We start from the raw sequence: 15,868 nt of genomic DNA, 5'->3' as shown, positions 1-15,868 counted from the left end.
CAGGGAGGGAACGCCATGTCACGGAGGAAGCTGAACCGCCGACAATTCGTTGCTGCGACCGCTGCCACCTCGGCGGTCATGATTGCCGCGCCCTATGTGCGTGGCGCCCACGCCGCCGGCAAGCTCTCGATCGGCTTCTGGGACCATTGGGTTCCGGGCGCCAACCAGGCTTCGACCGATCTCGTCAACGAGTGGGCCGCCAAGGAGAAGGTCGAGGTTCAGATCGACTACATCACCAGCCAGGGCAAGAAGATCGAGCTGACGATCGCCGCCGAGGGCGCCGCGAAGTCCGGCCACGATCTGATCGCCATGCCGACCTGGTGGCCGCATGCGCATGCGGAACTGCTGGAGCCGGTCAACGACATCATGGAGCCGATCATCCAGGAGAACGGCGAGGTCAACGGCACCGTCAAATATCTCGGACAGTCCGGCGGCAAATGGCTCGCCGTGCCGGCCTGCGTCGGCAGTCAGATCAAGGGTCCCTGCTCCCGCATCGATCTGATGAAGAAGCATGCGGGCATCGACGTGCAGGAGATGTATCCGGCCGGATCTCCACCGAAGGCCGACAATTGGACCACGGAGACCTTCCTGAAAGCGGCGGAGGCCTGCCATAAGGCTGGCGTGCCGTTCGGCATCGGGCTTGGCGAAACCACCGACAGCGTGGACTCCGCCGGCGCGTTCTTCCAGGCGTTCGGCGCGGATCTCGTCAACGCCAAGGGCGATGTCACGGTGAAGACGGATGCCGTGCGCCAGGCGCTCGAGTTCTACAAGCGGCTGATCGCGGCGCTGCCGCCGGATGTCGCCTCGTGGGACGACGCATCGAACAACAAATGGCTGGTCTCGGGCAGGGGCGCGATGATCATGAATCCGCCGAGCGCCTGGGCGGTGGCCAAGCGCGACGCGCCGCAGATCGCCGAGCAGTGCTGGACTCACGGCTTCCCGGCCGGCCCCAAGGGCCGCTTCGCGCCGTTCCTGCCCTACTTCTGGAGCATCTGGTCGTTCTCCAAGAACAAGGAGGCGGCCAAGAGCCTGATCGTGCACCTGTCGAAGCCGTCATCGATCGAGAAGATGGTGGTGGCGAGCGGCGGCTACGATCTGCCGGCCTATCAGAAGCTGACGACGCTCAAGGTGTGGCAGGAGGAGGGACCGCCGAAGGGGACCCTCTATCACTATCCCAACCCCTATAATCACCAGACGCTGTCGATCGCAGCCTCCCCTGCTCCGCCCAAGATCGCGCAGCAGATCTATGCGCAGGCGACGATGACCAAGATGTGCCTGCGCTACGCCCAGGGCGAGAAGATGGAATCGACCCTCGCCTGGGCCGAAGGCGAGTGCGAGGGCTTCATGCGCAGCTGAGGCATGCTCGAAGCAACGCCGGCGGTCCGCTTCAGCAGGCGGGCCGCCCCCTTTCACCTTGTCAGTGTTTCCCATCCAGTGAGGACCCCGCTGTCGCAGGGGACATCACGAGGAGCCTTTTCTCATGGTTGATGCCGCCATCGGTGAAAACGCCGTCGCCCGCCCTCGCGCGGCCCGCCGCAATGGTCTGCACAGGGCGTTGAAGCGGAAATCGACCGCCGCTTTCCTGATGACGCTGCCGCTGATCCTGCTGATCGTGCTCCTGGTCGTCTATCCCGCCCTGTATTCGGTGCATCTGGCGACCCTGAACAAGTCGATGCAGCGCTTCGTCGGCTTCGGCAATTTCGAGTTCCTGTTCAAGCGCGACACGTTCTGGCTGGTCGTCAAGCAATCCTGCATCTTCGCCATCACGGCCGTCGTGTTCAAGGCGCTGATCGGCTTCATCGTCGCTCATTTCGTCCACAACATCCCCGCCAAGGGGCAGCGCAAATGGCGCGGCATGCTGCTGGTACCCTGGGTGATCCCGCCGGCGATGAGCACGCTGGCCTGGCTGTGGCTGTTCGACCCGTCCTACAGCGCTTTCAACTACACGCTCGCCTTCTTCGGCATCGGCCCGATCCCGTGGACCGGGGATGCCGCCTGGGCGCGGTTCTCGGTGATCCTGGTCAACATCTGGTACGGCGCGCCGTTCTTCATGATCATGTACCTGGCCTCGCTGAAATCTGTCCCGGATCAGCTCTATGAGGCCGCGGCGATCGACGGCGCCAATTGGTGGCAGCGGATCTGGTACGTGACCCTGCCGATGATGCGCAACATCATCGCGATCACGACGCTGTTCTCTCTGATCGTGACGTTCGCCAATTTCGACATCGTGCGCATCCTCACCGCCGGCGGCCCGCTCGACAAGACGCACATCTTCGCGACCTGGGCGTTCCGCGTCGGCATCGAGGGCAGCGACATTCCGCTCGGCGCCAGCGTCTCGCTGTTCATGGTGCCGATCCTGGCGGTCGCCGCCATCTTCATCCTGCGCGACGTCAACAAGCGGGGGAACGAGTCCTGATGAGCACCGTCACGATCGACAAGGCCGGCCCGACCCGTACCGTCAAATATGGCTCGATGAGCCGCGACCGCGCCTGGGCGCTGCGCTGGTCGTATTTCTTCCTGACGCTGTTCGCGATCTTCTCGCTGGTGCCGCCGCTCTACATGCTGATCACCTCGCTGAAGGGCAGCGCGGAGATCTCCGCGGCGACCAATCCGTGGTGGGTGTTCCATCCGACGCTGGAGAACTATGTCGAGCTGCTCACCTCGAACCAGTTTCAGCGTTTCTTCTTCAACTCGGCCATGGTCTCGATCGTCGTGGTGATCATCACCATGCTGATCAGCATCCCCGCCGCATTCGCGCTGTCGCGGATGAAGTTCTGGGGCTCGGCGACGCTGGCGACCGGCGTATTCCTGACCTATCTGATCCCGGACAGCCTGCTGTTCATTCCGCTGTTCAAGATGTTCGCGCTGATCGGCGACGTCACCGGCATCCAGTTGATCAATCGCTGGTACGTGCTGCTGTTCATCTATCCGACCCTGACGGTGCCGTTCTGCACCTGGATCATGATCGGCTATTTCGCCTCGATCCCGAAGGAGCTCGACGAGGCCGCGATCATCGACGGCGCCTCCTGGCTGCAGACGCTGACGCGGATCTTCATTCCCGTCGCCCTGCCCGGTCTGATCGCCGCGACGATCTTCGCCTTCACCGTCTCCTGGGCGCAGTTCCTGTATCCGCTGGTGTTCACGACCTCGACCGACCAACTGGTGCTGCCGGTCGGCATCGTCACGAGCCTGATCAAGGGCGACGTCTTCAACTGGGGACAGATCATGACCGGCGCGCTGCTGGGCGCGGCGCCGCCGCTGATCATCTACGCGTTCCTGATGGACTATTACATTGCCGGGCTCACCGCCGGCGCGACCAAAGGCTGATGACGGGGGTTGATCACAGATGGCTGAAGTGAGCTTGCGCAAGGTCGTGAAGCGTTACGACGACGTCGAGGCGGTCAGGGGCATCGATCTCGATATCGCCGACCACGAGTTCGTCGTGCTGGTCGGCCCGTCCGGCTGCGGCAAGTCGACGACATTGCGGATGATCGCAGGGCTCGAGGACATCTCCGACGGCGACATCACCATCGGCGGCGACGTCGTCAACGACGTGCCGCCGAAGGATCGCGACATCGCCATGGTGTTCCAGAACTACGCCCTCTACCCGCACATGACGGTGGCCGAGAACATGTCGTTCGGGCTGCGGCTGAAGCACTACCCGAAGGCCGAGATCAAGAGCCGCGTGGCGGAGGCCGCGCGCATGCTGGACATCGCCGACCTCGTCGACCGCAAGCCCAAGCAGCTCTCCGGCGGCCAGCGCCAGCGCGTCGCGATGGGCCGTGCGATCGTGCGCAATCCCAAGGTGTTCCTGTTCGACGAGCCGCTGTCCAACCTCGACGCCAAGTTGCGCGTGCAGATGCGCATCGAGATCAAGAAGGTGCACCAGAAGGTCCGCACCACGACGGTCTACGTCACCCACGACCAGGTCGAGGCGATGACCCTGGCCGATCGTGTCGTGGTCATGAACAAGGGCCGCATCGAGCAGATCGGCACGCCGAACGAGCTGTACCACAATCCGGCGACACGCTTCGTCGCCGGCTTCATCGGCTCGCCCGCAATGAACTTCGTGCCGTGCCGGCTCGAGGAGGCCAATGGCCGGCTCCACATCCGCCTCACCGACCGGATCGCCTTTCCGCTGCCGCCGGCGCGCGCCGCGCGCTATCAATCCGTGTCGCGGAACGAGCCGCTGCTGCTCGGCATCCGGCCCGAGCACATCGCCGAGACCAAGCCGCATGCGGAGCCTGGGATTGAGCCGTTCGAGGCGCTGCTCGACGTCACCGAGCCGATGGGCATGGAGACGCTTGTCTACTTCACCCTCAACGAGACGCCGGTCTGCGGGCGGGTCAACCCCAACGCCGGCGCGCGGGATGGCAGCCCTCTGCGCATGGCAATGGACCTCAACAACATGCACCTGCTAAATGAGGCTTCAGGCCTCGTCATCTGACGAGCATAAGAAGCTTCAAGGGCAGGACATGACCACCAGGACGGCAACCAACAAGAACAAGATCCTCGTCACGGAATCCTTCTCGGCCAAGGGCCGCGCGCTGCTGGCGGCGCGCGATGATGTCGAGATGATCGAGTTCCCCAACATGATCTCGGCGGTGGATTTTTCCGACCTGCTGAAGTCCCACGCGCCGGTGCACGGCGTCGCGCTCGGCGCCACGCGCTTCGGAGAGCCGGAGCTGATCGCGGCCGGCGACATGAAAGTCGTCACCCGAATCGGCGTCGGCTTCGACGCGGTCGATGTGCCCGCGCTCTCCAGGCACAAGGTGCCGCTGATGGTCGCGGGCACGGCGAACTCGCCCTCGGTTGCCGAGCAGGCGCTGTTCATGATGCTGACGCTGGCCAAGCGCGCCAACGAGATGCATGCGATGGTCAAGGACGGCACCTGGGGCGCGCGCCTCGGCGTGCTGCCGTTCGATCTCTACGGCAAGACCGTGCTGATCATCGGCTTCGGCCGCATCGGCACCCGCACCGCCAAGCGCTGCCTCGCGATGGAGATGCAGGTCCTGGTCTACGATCCCTACAAGCCCGCAGCCGACATCACCGCCGCGGGCTGCGAGCCCGTTGCCGATCTCGACACTGCGCTCCCGCGCGCCGACTTCGTCAGCATCCACTGCCCGAAGACCCCGGAGACCATCGGCCTGTTCAACGCCGCGCGCCTGCGGCTGATGAAGCCTTCCGCCTACCTGATCAACACCGCGCGCGGCGGCCTGATCGACGAGGCCGCGCTGTACGACGCACTGGTGTCCGGCCGCCTCGCCGGCGCTGGCCTCGACGTGTTCGAGCAGGAGCCGCCGCCGGTCGGCCACGCACTGCATGCGCTGCCCAACGTGATCATGGCTCCGCACGTCGCCGGCGTGACGCGAGAGGCGGTCGATCGCATGAGCGAGCAGACGGCGCGCAACATTCTCAGCGTGCTCGATGGCGATCCGATTCGGCAGAACGTGATCAATCAGGACGTCTTGTAGTCGTCCGGCCGATGTAATGGTCCTGTCCCGTCGGCGACGAGGCAGGACCCGCTCTCATCACGCGGATGTCAGGACCTTTCTCCACCGCTTTGGCGCCCAACTTTCAACGCATTCTTGCAACTTGGCCAAATCCAGCTACAACTGTGACTATCGGCGCCGGATTTTGCGCGCGCCGGTGGGAACAGAGGCGGCCATGAGTGTTGCGACCGAGCACGCGCTCGCAACGATAGCGAGCATTCTCGATCAGCCTGAAGCGACGAGGTCGGCAGACAAGGCGGCGCCGTCGTCGAAGAAGGCTGCCGCGACTGTCGTCTCTCTCGATCAGGCCGACGGCTACACCAAGCTCGGACCTGGGCCGATTTCCGCGATCCGCTTCCGCTGGACGGCACGGCGGGGCGAGGACGGCTACTATGTCGACGAGACCGTCGGGCCGACCTCGATCGCCGTGAGCAGCGGACCGATGACCGCCGAAGCTGCCGTCAAGACGGTCGACACCCGCGCGCGAGAGGCGATCGAGCGCTTCGAGGCGCTGAAGAACGAGATGACCGGCAAGGGCCCGGTTGCGCCCAGCGAGAGGTAGCGCTCCGGCCGCCCGGACCACTCCGTCTTCGTTGCGATGTCTCCAAATCCCATGGCCGGGTTCCATCCTGGCCATTCGTATTTTGTGGACCTCGAGGCCGCCTGCCGTTCCGCCCCGGAAGCGCCTACCTCCGCGCGCCCAGATAGTCCGGCTTCGCCAGCGGCACGCCGGCGTGACGCAGGATGTCGTAGGCCGTGGTGACGTGAAAGAAGAACTGCGGCAGGCTGAACGTGAGCAGCAATGAGCGGCCATCGTCGAAGCCGCGCGTCGCACCGTTGCGGAAGGTGAAGCTGACCTCCCGCTTCGCGCCCTCCTCGATCGCCGCAGGTGGCACGCTGCGCACATCGTCGATCGCGGTTGCAATCCGCGCCTTCAACCCGGCCATATCCGTGTCGCTGTCGGCAACGGTCGGCTGCGCGCGGCCGGCGAGCAGCGCGCAAGCAATGGTGGCGTGGCGGTTGGCTTCGCAGACCTGCCGGATCAGGTTGTACATGTCAGGCGCCAGCCGGGCCTGCAGCAGGTCGGCCGGATCGATGCGGCGCGCCTCGGCAAAGGCAGCGGCCTTGTCGAGCACCCCCGAGAGGTTGTGAAGATAAGGCACGAACACCTCGACCGACGCCTGCACCAAGGAAATGCTCATCAACCAACCTTCCTGCTTGCCCCTCGTCGCGCGTGGCGACCTCCGCTATGAATAGCGCGGCCACATCATGCGAGGTGATTCAATATGGGATTTTTCAACCGGACCGTCGCCGCCGTGACCGCAGCCGTGCTGGCCTGCGGTCTCGCCACTGCCGCACTCGCCGACCAGCCCTCGCGCCTCGACGAGATCGTGCAGCGCGGCAGCTTACGGGTCGGAATGACCGGCGACTACAAGCCCTTCACCTATCTCGACAAGGCGACCGGAAAATTCTCCGGCTTCGACGTCGACATGGCCGAGGCGCTCGGCAAGGCGCTCGGCGTCAAGGTCGAGTTCGTGCCGACGAGCTGGCCGCAGCTCATGAAGGATTTCGAGGCCGACAAGTTCGACGTCGCGATGGGCGGCGTATCGATCACGCTCGACCGCCAGAAGAAGGGCTTGTTCTCGACGCCGATCATGCGCGAGGGCAAGACCCCGATCGCGCGCTGCACCGACACCTCGAAGTACCAGACGCTGTCCGACATCGACAAGCCCGGCACCCGGGTCGTGGTCAATCCGGGCGGCACCAACGAGCGCTTCGCCCGCGCCAACATCAAGTCAGCCGACATCCGCGTCCACCCCGACAACGTCACCATCTTCGACGAGATCGCCAAGGGCGACGCCGACCTGATGATGACCGACGCCTCCGAGACGCGCTATCAGCAGAAGCTGCATCCCGGCGTGCTCTGCGCCGTGCACCCGGAGAAGCCGTTCGATTTCTCCGAGAAAGCCTACTGGCTGCAGCGCGACGTGGCGCTCAAAGCGTTCGTGGACCAGTGGCTGCATATCTCGACCGAGAACGGCAGCTACCAGGCGATCTACAAGAATTGGTTCGAGTAACATGTCCGCGGTCTTCCGTCGGGCAATGATGACCGGATGATCTTCTGGCCCGCCAGCAAAGGACGACATGCGATGAAGTGTCTTCGGATCTACGCAACGCCCGACGGCGAGTCCCGCTTCGGTGAAGTGGATATCCCGACGGCGGCGGCTGTGACCGTCGCCCCCGGCGCCAAGCCGTTTCAAGTTTCCAAGCGCTATATCGCCTCAAGCGTCGAGTTTACGCAGATCCCCGCCGGTATGCGCCAGGTTGACTGGCACACCGTTCCGGGGCGGGTGTTGACCGTCAGACTGAGCGGGGCGGTCGAATACGAGACGAGCGACGGCGAGGTGCGGCGCGTCTCCGCAGGCGAGTTTGTGCTGGTGGAGGACACGCACGGAAAGGGTCATCTGTCGCGTCACTCCGCGGACGCGCAAACCGTCCTGTGGATCAGGCTGCCTGACGGCCTCGATTTGCCGAGTGCATAGTCCCTGGAAGTCGCTGCCGTCTGCCGGCACCTGAGGAGAACCCGCAAGGAAGAGCTGCGCCGAAACAAAATGTTCTTTCGCAATTTCAGTAGGAAGACCCCTGTCCAGTCCCCGGGCGAAAAATATTCGACTTTCGTTTTTCAGAAAAATATGGTTCACTGCCGCCATCCCGCCTCATCGAAGAGGGGCGTCGCGCGCAATCGTCACGACACGCGAGGTGGGGAGGCGATGGCCGCGAGATGCCGAAAGCGTGCTTGCACGCGGACGAACGGCAGCTTGCGGACGTGAAGTCGCAGGGTCCTGACACCCCGACGCTGGTGTCACGTTCGCGGCGGCGCTAACGCGCCGCGCGGACCATGGTGGCCAACAAGCCCGGCGCACCAGGGAGACTGCGTATAAGCGTTAAGACCGTCGCGCAGGGAATGCCGGTTGATCGGCAGCACCTGTGGTACCTGCCGCCTGCATTTTTTTCGCAGGCGGGCCATGGGTGAGGCCCTCACCCGGCATTCCCTGCGCCCTCTTCTGATTGAGAGGGTTCGACTGATGGATCACTCGGACGCCATGCGTCGCGAGAACGCCAGCTCATGTGTAGCGATGTCATGCAAGCGAAAGTCTGTCAGCACACTCGCTGTCATTCCGGGCGCGCGCAGCGGAGCCCGGAATCCATACTCCGAAGCGGACTTTGTTGGAACGAGATGGAGCAGCCGGCGTGCCCAACACGTCCACGTTTGGTTATGGATTCCGGGCTCGCGCTGCGCGCGCCCCGGAATGACGGCGTCATGTGTGGATGGCTCGCGACGACACCACGGCCGGTGCTTATGAGTCCCGGCTCGGAGGCCGGGACGACAGCGGAGTGTGGCGTGGGAGCCCGGCTCACCGCGACGCTGCGAGGGACGATGAAGCCGCCCTCACCCGTTGCGATACGTGTAGCTGTAGCCGTTGATCGCCGGGGCGCCGCCGAGATGCGCATAGAGCACCTTCGACCCTTCCGGGAAGTAGCCCTTCTTGACCAGGTCGATCATGCCCTGCATCGACTTGCCCTCATAGACCGGGTCGGTGATCATCGCCTCGGTGCGGGCGGCCAGGCGAATGGCCTCGTTGGTCTCGGCGCTCGGCACGCCATAGGCCGGATAGGCGTAGTCGTTGAGGATCACGATCTCGTCGTCGCGGACCTTGCGGCCGAGCTCGACGAGCTCAGCGGTGTTGTCGACGATCTGCCGCACCTGGCTGCGGGTCTGCTGCGGCGTGCCGGAGGCGTCAATGCCGATGACGCGGTCGGCGCGGCCGTCGGCAGCGAAGCCGACGATCATGCCGGCCTGGGTCGAGCCGGTGACGACGCAGACGATGATGTAGTCGAACTTGATGCCCATCTCGGCTTCCTGCGCCCTCACCTCCTCGGCGAAGCCGACATAGCCGAGACCGCCGAACTTGTGCACGGAGGCGCCGGCCGGAATGCCGTAGGGCTTGCCGCCGGCATCCTTGACCGACTGGATCGCATCTTCCCAGCTCTTGCGGATGCCGATGTCGAAACCGTCCTCGACGATGCGGCTGTCGGCGCCCATCAGGCGCGTCATCAGGATGTTGCCGACCCGGTCATAGACGGCGTCCTCGTGCGGCACCCAGCTCTCCTGCACGACGACGCACTTCATGCCGATCTTGGCCGCGGTCGCCGCCACCATGCGGGTATGGTTCGACTGCACGCCGCCGATCGAGACCAGGGTGTCGGCATTCGATTCGATCGCATCGGGCACGATGTATTCGAGCTTGCGCAGCTTGTTGCCGCCCATCGCGAGACCGGAATTGCAGTCGTCGCGCTTGGCATAGATCTGCACCTTGCCGCCGAGCGCCGCGGTCAGCCGCGGCAGATGCTCGATCGGGGTGGCACCGAAGGTGAGCGGATACTTCTTGAACTTGTCGAGCCGAAGCACGGGTCTCTCCGTGGGTGGATGAAAGGGCCGGCCGAAACATACGAAAAAGGCGGAGAAAGGTGCTCTCTTTATTGGCCTGCGTTTTTGTGCTCACGTCCGCAAGAATTGATACCGGCAAGAGATATGTCCGCACATGACGGAAAAAATGAGAGAATCTTCCACCGCTGATCTCGACCGGGTCGATCGGCGCATCCTGCAACTGCTGCAGAAGGACGGCCGGATGAGCAATGCCGAGCTTGCCGCCACCGTTCATGTCAGTCCGGCCACCTGCCATCGCCGCACCCAGCGCCTGTTCGAGGAGGGCTACATCAAGGGCGTGCGCGCCCAGATCGCGCCGGAGAAGGTCGAGCGCAGCGCGCTGGTGCTGGTCGGCGTCGTGCTCGATCGCTCGACGCCGGAGAGCTTTCGCACCTTCGAGGCGGCGATCCGCAAACTGAAATTCGTGCTCGATTGCCATCTCGTCGCCGGCGATTTCGACTTCTTCCTGAAGATCCGCGTTCGCGACATGCACGACTTCAACCGGATGCATGGCGACCAGCTGATCTCGCTGCCGGGCGTGCGGCAGACGCGCACGTTTTTCGTGATGAAGGAGGTGGTCGACAATGCGCCGCTCGATTTCTGAGCAGGCCGGGCATTGAACCGGTGGCGCCGCATCGGCGACTTACCAGCGCGTGAGCTCGCTCACATCAGCAACCGACATCGCGGAGACACGGATGAAGAGGCTGTTGGCCGTCGCGGCTTTGGTTCTGGCCAGCAGTGCCGCCGAGGCGCAATACGTCATCGAGTATGGCGGCAAGACGATCCGCATCGATCCCGACCGCGGCACCGTGCAGATCCCCGGCGTCTACGACAATACCGAGCAGAAGAAGACCAAGCGCACCAAGCGCGACCAGGACAATGCGACCAAGCCGCCTCCGGCGCCCACCGAGGCGGCGGTCACGCCGGCCCCGCCCGCGCAGGCTCCGGCTACGACCGCGCCCCCTGCTCCCGTCCCTGCGGCGCCCGCTCCGACGGCAGCCGCACCAGCGAGCCCGCCGGCGGCGCCTCCTCCCGTCCAGGCGGCCGCGCCACCGGCGCCGCTGCCGCCACCTCCGGTGGCCCCAGCCGCCAACGCCACGGCACCGGTTGCGCCGCCAGCCGCTGCAACGGCCGCTGCGGCTCCTGCTGCCGCGCCGGCTCCCGCCGCCGCGCCGCCGCCACCGCGGCCAGCCCAGACGCCTGCCGTGACCACGGCAGCTGCGCCGCCCGCCGCGGCGCAGACCGCCGGTCGCGATCCCAGCTCGCCGGTCGGCATCTGGGTGACCGAGGAGAAGGAGGGCCAGATTCGCATCGAGCCCTGCGGCACCAATCTCTGCGGCTACGCCGTGGATGCGAAGACCAAGCAGAACGGCGAGCAGATCCTGATCAACATGCGGCCGAGCGACAAGGCCCAGGAGAAGAAGTGGACCGGCCGCATCTTCGATCCGAACAGCGGCAGCACCTACGATTCGACGATCGCGCTGAAGGGGTCGGACAGTCTGCGCGTGCAGGGCTGCGCCTTCGGCGGCATGTTCTGCGGCGGCCAGACCTGGACGCGGGTGAACTGAGCCCGGCGCGCGACGCGCCTCCAAACGCAAAGCGCGCGGCCCTGCGACCGCGCGCTCGCACCGTTCTCAGTGATGTATCAGCCGACCGGGGTGGCGTATTCCTCGTCGGTGACGTGCTCCATCCAGGTCACGTGCTCGCCATTGAGCGATTCATGCATCGCGACGTGGACCATGCCGGTGGTCGGCGCGGCGCCATGCCAATGCTTCTCGCCCGGCGGGATCCAGACGACGTCGCCGGCCTTGATTTCGCGCACCGGCCCGCCCTTGGCCTGCACCCGGCCGACGCCCTGGATGACATAGAGCGTCTGTCCGAGCGGATGAGTATGCCAGGCCGTGCGCGCGCCCGGCTCGAACGCGACGCGCGCCGAGGCGACGCGGGCTGGAGCCTGCGGCGTGATGATCGGGTCCTGCCAGACCGTGCCCGTAAAGCTTTCCGCGGCTGCGCGGCGCGTGGGGCGCGAGCCCGCGAGATAAACGTCGACCATTGTTCTGCCTTTCCTGAAGCTGTGTCGTTGATCAATCGGCGCCGTGAACTACTTCTTCGACGCGGCGTAGCGCGCCTTGGTCTCGGCGTTCATCGGATAGAGACCCGGCAGCACCGCGCCCTTGTTCACCTCGTCAACGATCCAGGCTTCCATGCGCTCCTGCTCGGGACCTTCCGCGAGCACGTGATCGAGCATCGCCTGCGGGATCAGCACGGCGCCATCCTGGTCGGCGACGATGACGTCGTTCGGAAACACGGCAACACCGCCGCAGCCGATCGCCTCGCCCCAGCCGACGAAGGTGAGCCCTGCGACCGACGGCGGCGCGGCGTAGCCATCACACCATACGGGAAGGCCGGTGCCGAGCACGCCTTCGAGGTCGCGCACGACTCCGTCGGTGATCAGCGCGGTGACGCCGCGCTTGACCATGCGGGCGCACAGAATGTCGCCGAAGATGCCGGCGTCCTTGACGCCCATCGCATCGACCACGGCGATGCAGCCTTCGGGCATGGCCTCGATCGCGGTGCGGGTCGAGATCGGCGACGACCAGGATTCCGGGGTCGCCAGATCCTCGCGCGCCGGCACGAAGCGCAGCGTGAAAGCGGGACCGACCAGCCGCTTCTGTCCCGGGCGCAGCGGCTTGGCGCCGCGCAGCCAGACATTGCGCAACCCCTTCTTCAGCAGGACCGTCGTGATGGTCGCAGTGGTGACTTGAGACAGGGTGGCGATGGCTTCGGGAGTGAGGGACATCTTGAGACTGGTGCTCCAAACGGGCTGGCAGAAAAAGCAGGCGCATCTTGCGAGCGACGAAGGCGGCGTCAAGGGCGTGCGCGGTGCGTCCGGCGCATGCGGGGCTTGCGTGCACCCGATAAGGCCTCCTTATCGCAAGACATCCGATTAATTTATTGAATTTTCGAGACTTTTTGCCTTGGACCCAATTCCACTGGCGCATGAAAACAGCTAGATGAGGAACACCAACGCGGATCACTTCGGACTCATGGCCGATCCTTTTCCACCTCCTCGCCTGCTGCCCAGCGGCGACAGCGCCGTCACCGTCGAGTTCAGCCGGACGATCGACGAGACCGCAAACCGCCGCGTCCTGGCGCTCGACCATGCGGTGGCAGCGGCCGGGATCGAGGGCATCACGGAGACGGTGCCGACCTATCGCTCGCTGCTCGTGCACTATGATGCAGGTGTGATCGACCACGACACCCTTGGAGCAAAGCTGTTGGCGCTGTCGGCCGGGTCGCTCGCGCCGGAAAGTGAGGTCAGGCGCTGGCGGGTTCCAGTCTGCTATGGCGGAGAGAATGGCATCGACCTCGAGGATGTCGCCAAGGCGTTGAGCCTCACGCCGGACGAAGTCGTCGCACGCCATATCGCCAGCACTTATCGCGTCGCAATGATCGGCTTCACGCCGGGCTGGTCCTATTTGTCCGGTCTCGATCCCACGCTGCAGATGTCGCGCCGCCAGAATCCGCGGCTCTGGACACCGGCCGGCATCATCGCCATCGGCGGCATCCAGACCGGCATCCAATGCCTTGCCGGCCCGTGCGGCTGGCACCTGCTTGGCCGCACCGCGATGCGGACATTTCAACTGCATCGCGAGCCGACCTTTCTGCTCGAGCCCGGCGACGAGGTCAGCTTCTATGCCGTTGACGTCAAGACCTTCGCCGAGCAGGAGCGCGCCGCCGAGAGCGGCGAGCTCATCGCCGAGCGGATCGCCGCATGAGCACGCTCGTCGTCTCACAGATCGGCCCGGCAAGCTCGGTCCAGGATGGCGGGCGTTTCGGCGCGCAGCGCTACGGGCTGACGCCGTCCGGCGCGATGGACAAGCTGGCGCTGGCGGCAGCCAACAGCCTCGTCGGCAATGAGCTGATGGCGGCTGCGATCGAGATCGGCCCATTCGGCGCGACGTTCGCGGCGAAGGGCGGCGCGGTGCGCGTGGCGCTCGCCGGCGCGCAACGGCTGGCGGATGTCGCCAAGCGGCAGGTCGAGATCAACACGTCGGTGACGCTGAACGACGGAGAGCAGCTCACGCTCGGCTTTGCGCGCGGCGGCTCGTTCACCTATCTCGCCATCGCCGGTGGCATCGCCGGCGAACCGATGTTCAACAGTCTCTCGGTGAATGCGCGCGCCGGGCTCGGCAGCCCCTACCCCCGCCCGCTTCAGGCCGGCGACGTGTTCGAAGTCGCCCCCGCCGGCGATGCGCCGGAACTGCGGATCGATCTGCCGAAAGCCGGCGGCGCGATTCGCGTCGTCATGGGACCGCAGGACGACGAGTTCAGCGACGAGATGAAAGCGCTATTCCTCGGCAGCGACTGGATGGTCTCGGCGACCAGCGACCGCATGGGCTATCGCCTCGAGGGGCCGCAGATGCGCCACCTGCACGGTCACAACATCGTCTCGGACGGCACCGTGGACGGCAGCATCCAGGTGCCCGGCAACGGTTCGCCGATCGTGCTGATGTCGGACCGCGGCACCAGCGGCGGCTATCCGAAGATCGCGACCGTCATCACGGCCGATTTCGGCCGCCTGGCGCAGACGCCGGCCGGCACGCCATTCCGCTTCAAGGCCGTGAGCATGGCCGAGGCGCAGGCCGAACTGCGTCGTTACAAGGATCTGCTGCGCAGCTTGCCCGGCCGCGTCACCGAGCTTGCGAGCAGCGACTTCAACGTCGATGCGCTGTTCACGGCCAATGTGGCCGGTCATGCCGTCAGCGCAACCGACGCCACCACCTGGCCCGGAGTCACTCCCGATTAGTTTGATCACATCTCACGTTGCTTCGGACCCATCAACGAGCGGACCCTGACATGACCAGCACCGTCGATCTGAACTGCGACCTCGGAGAGAGTTTTGGCCCGTGGGAAATGGGCAATGACGCCGCCATGATCGAGCTGGCGACATCGGTCAACGTCGCCTGCGGCTTTCATGCCGGTGACGCTGACATCATGCGGCGAACGGTCGAGATGGCGAAGGCCAAAGGCGTCAGCGTCGGCGCGCATCCCGGCTATCGCGATCTGCATGGTTTCGGTCGGCGTCCGATGCCGGGGCTGAAATCATCGGAGATCGAGAACCTCGTTGCCTATCAGATCGGCGCCCTGCAGGCGATCGCCACCGCGGCCGGTCACAAGGTTACGCATGTGAAGGCACACGGCGCGCTGTCCAATGTCGCCTGCGAGGACGACATGACGGCGAACGCCATCGCCAAGGCGATCAAGGCCGTCGATCCGAGCCTGATCTTCGTCGTGCTCGCCAACTCCAAGCTGGTGACCGCTGGCGAGAAGGCCAATCTGAGGATGGCTCACGAGGTGTTTGCCGATCGCGCCTATGGCGACGATGGACTCCTGGTGTCGCGCAGCAAGCCCGGCGCCGTGCTGCACGATCCCAAGGTCATCGCCGATCGTGTGGTGCGCATGGTTCAGGACGGCGCGGTGATTTCGGTGACTGGCAAGGTGATGAAGATGCGGACCGACACCGTCTGCATCCATGGCGACACCGCCGGCGCGGTCGAGATTGCGCGGGAGGTCCGCAAGGCGCTCGACGCGGCCGCCATCACGGTCGCGCCGTTCAAGAGGTGATGAGAATCAGAACGGATGCGTGAAAGACGTGCCCAGGGTGATCGCGGCAATCAGCGCCATCGCGCTGTAGAAGGCAACCAGCGCGACGGTTGCGCCGCGTTCGCGAATGGCGCGGGCCTGGGGCATCTGTCGCAGGGGCGTCGATATCGTGCGCATGGCCGGTCTCCTGAAGTTCCGGCCATGAGAAAAGCGTTCCCGCGGCCGGGTGCAAGGCAACCGGCGAAATAACGACAAGCCCCCTGTTTCGGGTCCGCTTGGA

General features: G+C 65.1%; 18 protein-coding genes. 13 read left to right on the top strand and 5 right to left on the bottom strand.

Annotated features, from left to right (window positions below; translation table 11 throughout):
- Positions 1 to 15 precede the first annotated feature (15 nt).
- From QW863_RS02635 to QW863_RS02610, 6 genes are all read left to right on the top strand, one after another.
- On the top strand, positions 16 to 1,356 hold the full coding sequence (locus QW863_RS02635; protein ID WP_315711956.1) for an ABC transporter substrate-binding protein: 1,341 nt from the start codon (positions 16 to 18) through the stop codon (positions 1,354 to 1,356).
- 124 nt (positions 1,357 to 1,480) lie between these two features.
- Entirely contained in the window at positions 1,481 to 2,416 is a 936-nt protein-coding gene (locus tag QW863_RS02630) for a sugar ABC transporter permease (protein ID WP_315711958.1), read from the top strand.
- Positions 2,416 to 3,327 carry a carbohydrate ABC transporter permease gene (locus tag QW863_RS02625; RefSeq protein ID WP_315711960.1) on the top strand — a complete coding sequence of 304 codons (912 nt, stop codon included), beginning with the start codon at positions 2,416 to 2,418 and terminating at the stop codon, positions 3,325 to 3,327. The genes QW863_RS02630 and QW863_RS02625 overlap by 1 nt, the downstream gene beginning before the upstream one ends.
- A gap of 19 nt (positions 3,328 to 3,346) precedes the next feature.
- On the top strand, positions 3,347 to 4,447 hold the full coding sequence (locus QW863_RS02620) for a sn-glycerol-3-phosphate ABC transporter ATP-binding protein UgpC (protein ID WP_315711961.1): 1,101 nt from the start codon (positions 3,347 to 3,349) through the stop codon (positions 4,445 to 4,447).
- 28 nt (positions 4,448 to 4,475) lie between these two features.
- Complete coding sequence (locus QW863_RS02615) at positions 4,476 to 5,474, top strand: hydroxyacid dehydrogenase (protein ID WP_315711963.1); 999 nt, start codon at positions 4,476 to 4,478, stop codon at positions 5,472 to 5,474.
- A gap of 193 nt (positions 5,475 to 5,667) precedes the next feature.
- Positions 5,668 to 6,054, top strand: a complete 387-nt coding sequence (locus QW863_RS02610; RefSeq protein WP_315711965.1) for a hypothetical protein — start codon at positions 5,668 to 5,670, stop codon at positions 6,052 to 6,054.
- A 124-nt stretch (positions 6,055 to 6,178) separates the two neighbouring features.
- On the opposite strand, the gene QW863_RS02605 is transcribed toward QW863_RS02610, so the two are convergent.
- Positions 6,179 to 6,694, bottom strand: a complete 516-nt coding sequence (locus QW863_RS02605; protein WP_315711967.1) for a DUF1993 domain-containing protein — start codon at positions 6,692 to 6,694, stop codon at positions 6,179 to 6,181.
- 84 nt (positions 6,695 to 6,778) lie between these two features.
- Between QW863_RS02605 and QW863_RS02600 the strand changes: the two genes are divergently transcribed.
- Both QW863_RS02600 and QW863_RS02595 read left to right on the top strand, forming a co-directional pair.
- The gene (locus QW863_RS02600; protein WP_315711968.1) at positions 6,779 to 7,570 is read left to right on the top strand and encodes a transporter substrate-binding domain-containing protein; all 792 of its coding nucleotides are present in this window, start codon (positions 6,779 to 6,781) and stop codon (positions 7,568 to 7,570) included.
- A gap of 72 nt (positions 7,571 to 7,642) precedes the next feature.
- Positions 7,643 to 8,035, top strand: coding sequence for a hypothetical protein (locus tag QW863_RS02595; RefSeq protein ID WP_315712623.1), 393 nt, complete (start codon positions 7,643 to 7,645; stop codon positions 8,033 to 8,035).
- Between the two features lie 908 nt (positions 8,036 to 8,943).
- Here QW863_RS02595 and QW863_RS02590 read toward each other — a convergent pair.
- Complete coding sequence (locus tag QW863_RS02590) at positions 8,944 to 9,963, bottom strand: 1-aminocyclopropane-1-carboxylate deaminase (RefSeq protein ID WP_315711969.1); 1,020 nt, start codon at positions 9,961 to 9,963, stop codon at positions 8,944 to 8,946.
- Positions 9,964 to 10,108: 145 nt separating this feature from the next.
- Between QW863_RS02590 and QW863_RS02585 the strand changes: the two genes are divergently transcribed.
- Together QW863_RS02585 and QW863_RS02580 are read left to right on the top strand one after the other, a co-directional pair.
- Complete coding sequence (locus QW863_RS02585) at positions 10,109 to 10,585, top strand: Lrp/AsnC family transcriptional regulator (protein WP_315711971.1); 477 nt, start codon at positions 10,109 to 10,111, stop codon at positions 10,583 to 10,585.
- Between the two features lie 91 nt (positions 10,586 to 10,676).
- On the top strand, positions 10,677 to 11,549 hold the full coding sequence (locus QW863_RS02580) for a DUF2147 domain-containing protein (RefSeq protein ID WP_315711973.1): 873 nt from the start codon (positions 10,677 to 10,679) through the stop codon (positions 11,547 to 11,549).
- Positions 11,550 to 11,626: 77 nt separating this feature from the next.
- On the opposite strand, the gene QW863_RS02575 is transcribed toward QW863_RS02580, so the two are convergent.
- Positions 11,627 to 12,034: a cupin domain-containing protein gene (locus tag QW863_RS02575; protein WP_008965351.1), complete on the bottom strand. Its 408-nt coding sequence runs from the start codon at positions 12,032 to 12,034 to the stop codon at positions 11,627 to 11,629.
- 48 nt (positions 12,035 to 12,082) lie between these two features.
- A complete protein-coding gene (locus tag QW863_RS02570; RefSeq protein ID WP_257164758.1) occupies positions 12,083 to 12,781 on the bottom strand; it encodes a ribonuclease activity regulator RraA in 699 nt (232 codons plus the stop codon).
- Positions 12,782 to 13,028: 247 nt separating this feature from the next.
- Here QW863_RS02570 and pxpB point away from each other — a divergent pair, with 247 nt between their 5' ends.
- Genes pxpB through QW863_RS02555 form a run of 3 tightly spaced genes read left to right on the top strand, consistent with a single transcriptional unit; the run spans position 13,029 to position 15,609 of the window.
- Complete coding sequence (pxpB, locus tag QW863_RS02565) at positions 13,029 to 13,760, top strand: 5-oxoprolinase subunit PxpB (RefSeq protein ID WP_315711976.1); 732 nt, start codon at positions 13,029 to 13,031, stop codon at positions 13,758 to 13,760.
- Positions 13,757 to 14,791: a biotin-dependent carboxyltransferase family protein gene (locus QW863_RS02560; protein WP_315711977.1), complete on the top strand. Its 1,035-nt coding sequence runs from the start codon at positions 13,757 to 13,759 to the stop codon at positions 14,789 to 14,791. Before pxpB ends, QW863_RS02560 begins: the two co-directional genes overlap by 4 nt.
- A gap of 50 nt (positions 14,792 to 14,841) precedes the next feature.
- Positions 14,842 to 15,609 (top strand): 5-oxoprolinase subunit PxpA, encoded by a 768-nt coding sequence (locus QW863_RS02555; protein WP_315711978.1) that lies wholly within the window; start codon positions 14,842 to 14,844, stop codon positions 15,607 to 15,609.
- Positions 15,610 to 15,615: 6 nt separating this feature from the next.
- Here QW863_RS02555 and QW863_RS02550 read toward each other — a convergent pair whose 3' ends face one another.
- The gene (locus QW863_RS02550; protein ID WP_315711980.1) at positions 15,616 to 15,765 is read right to left on the bottom strand and encodes a hypothetical protein; all 150 of its coding nucleotides are present in this window, start codon (positions 15,763 to 15,765) and stop codon (positions 15,616 to 15,618) included.
- Between the last annotated feature and the right edge of the window lie 103 nt (positions 15,766 to 15,868).

The organism is Bradyrhizobium sp. SZCCHNR1017, assembly GCF_032381375.1.
In the GTDB taxonomy this organism is placed as follows: domain Bacteria; phylum Pseudomonadota; class Alphaproteobacteria; order Rhizobiales; family Xanthobacteraceae; genus Bradyrhizobium.
This window is presented reverse-complemented; position numbering and strand designations above follow the sequence as displayed.

Bases quoted from the DNA above. Each gene is read 5' to 3' on its own strand.
- QW863_RS02610 (WP_315711965.1), top strand. From the start codon at position 5,668: ATGAGTGTTGCGACCGAGCACGCGCTCGCAACGATAGCGAGCATTCTC.
- QW863_RS02595 (WP_315712623.1), top strand. From the start codon at position 7,643: ATGAAGTGTCTTCGGATCTACGCAACGCCCGACGGCGAGTCCCGCTTC.
- QW863_RS02570 (WP_257164758.1), bottom strand. From the start codon at position 12,781: ATGTCCCTCACTCCCGAAGCCATCGCCACCCTGTCTCAAGTCACCACT.
- QW863_RS02620 (WP_315711961.1), top strand. From the start codon at position 3,347: ATGGCTGAAGTGAGCTTGCGCAAGGTCGTGAAGCGTTACGACGACGTC.
- QW863_RS02550 (WP_315711980.1), bottom strand. From the start codon at position 15,765: ATGCGCACGATATCGACGCCCCTGCGACAGATGCCCCAGGCCCGCGCC.
- QW863_RS02630 (WP_315711958.1), top strand. From the start codon at position 1,481: ATGGTTGATGCCGCCATCGGTGAAAACGCCGTCGCCCGCCCTCGCGCG.
- QW863_RS02625 (WP_315711960.1), top strand. From the start codon at position 2,416: ATGAGCACCGTCACGATCGACAAGGCCGGCCCGACCCGTACCGTCAAA.
- pxpB (WP_315711976.1), top strand. From the start codon at position 13,029: ATGGCCGATCCTTTTCCACCTCCTCGCCTGCTGCCCAGCGGCGACAGC.
- QW863_RS02560 (WP_315711977.1), top strand. From the start codon at position 13,757: ATGAGCACGCTCGTCGTCTCACAGATCGGCCCGGCAAGCTCGGTCCAG.
- QW863_RS02575 (WP_008965351.1), bottom strand. From the start codon at position 12,034: ATGGTCGACGTTTATCTCGCGGGCTCGCGCCCCACGCGCCGCGCAGCC.
- QW863_RS02580 (WP_315711973.1), top strand. From the start codon at position 10,677: ATGAAGAGGCTGTTGGCCGTCGCGGCTTTGGTTCTGGCCAGCAGTGCC.
- QW863_RS02600 (WP_315711968.1), top strand. From the start codon at position 6,779: ATGGGATTTTTCAACCGGACCGTCGCCGCCGTGACCGCAGCCGTGCTG.
- QW863_RS02555 (WP_315711978.1), top strand. From the start codon at position 14,842: ATGACCAGCACCGTCGATCTGAACTGCGACCTCGGAGAGAGTTTTGGC.
- QW863_RS02615 (WP_315711963.1), top strand. From the start codon at position 4,476: ATGACCACCAGGACGGCAACCAACAAGAACAAGATCCTCGTCACGGAA.
- QW863_RS02585 (WP_315711971.1), top strand. From the start codon at position 10,109: ATGAGAGAATCTTCCACCGCTGATCTCGACCGGGTCGATCGGCGCATC.
- QW863_RS02635 (WP_315711956.1), top strand. From the start codon at position 16: ATGTCACGGAGGAAGCTGAACCGCCGACAATTCGTTGCTGCGACCGCT.
- QW863_RS02605 (WP_315711967.1), bottom strand. From the start codon at position 6,694: ATGAGCATTTCCTTGGTGCAGGCGTCGGTCGAGGTGTTCGTGCCTTAT.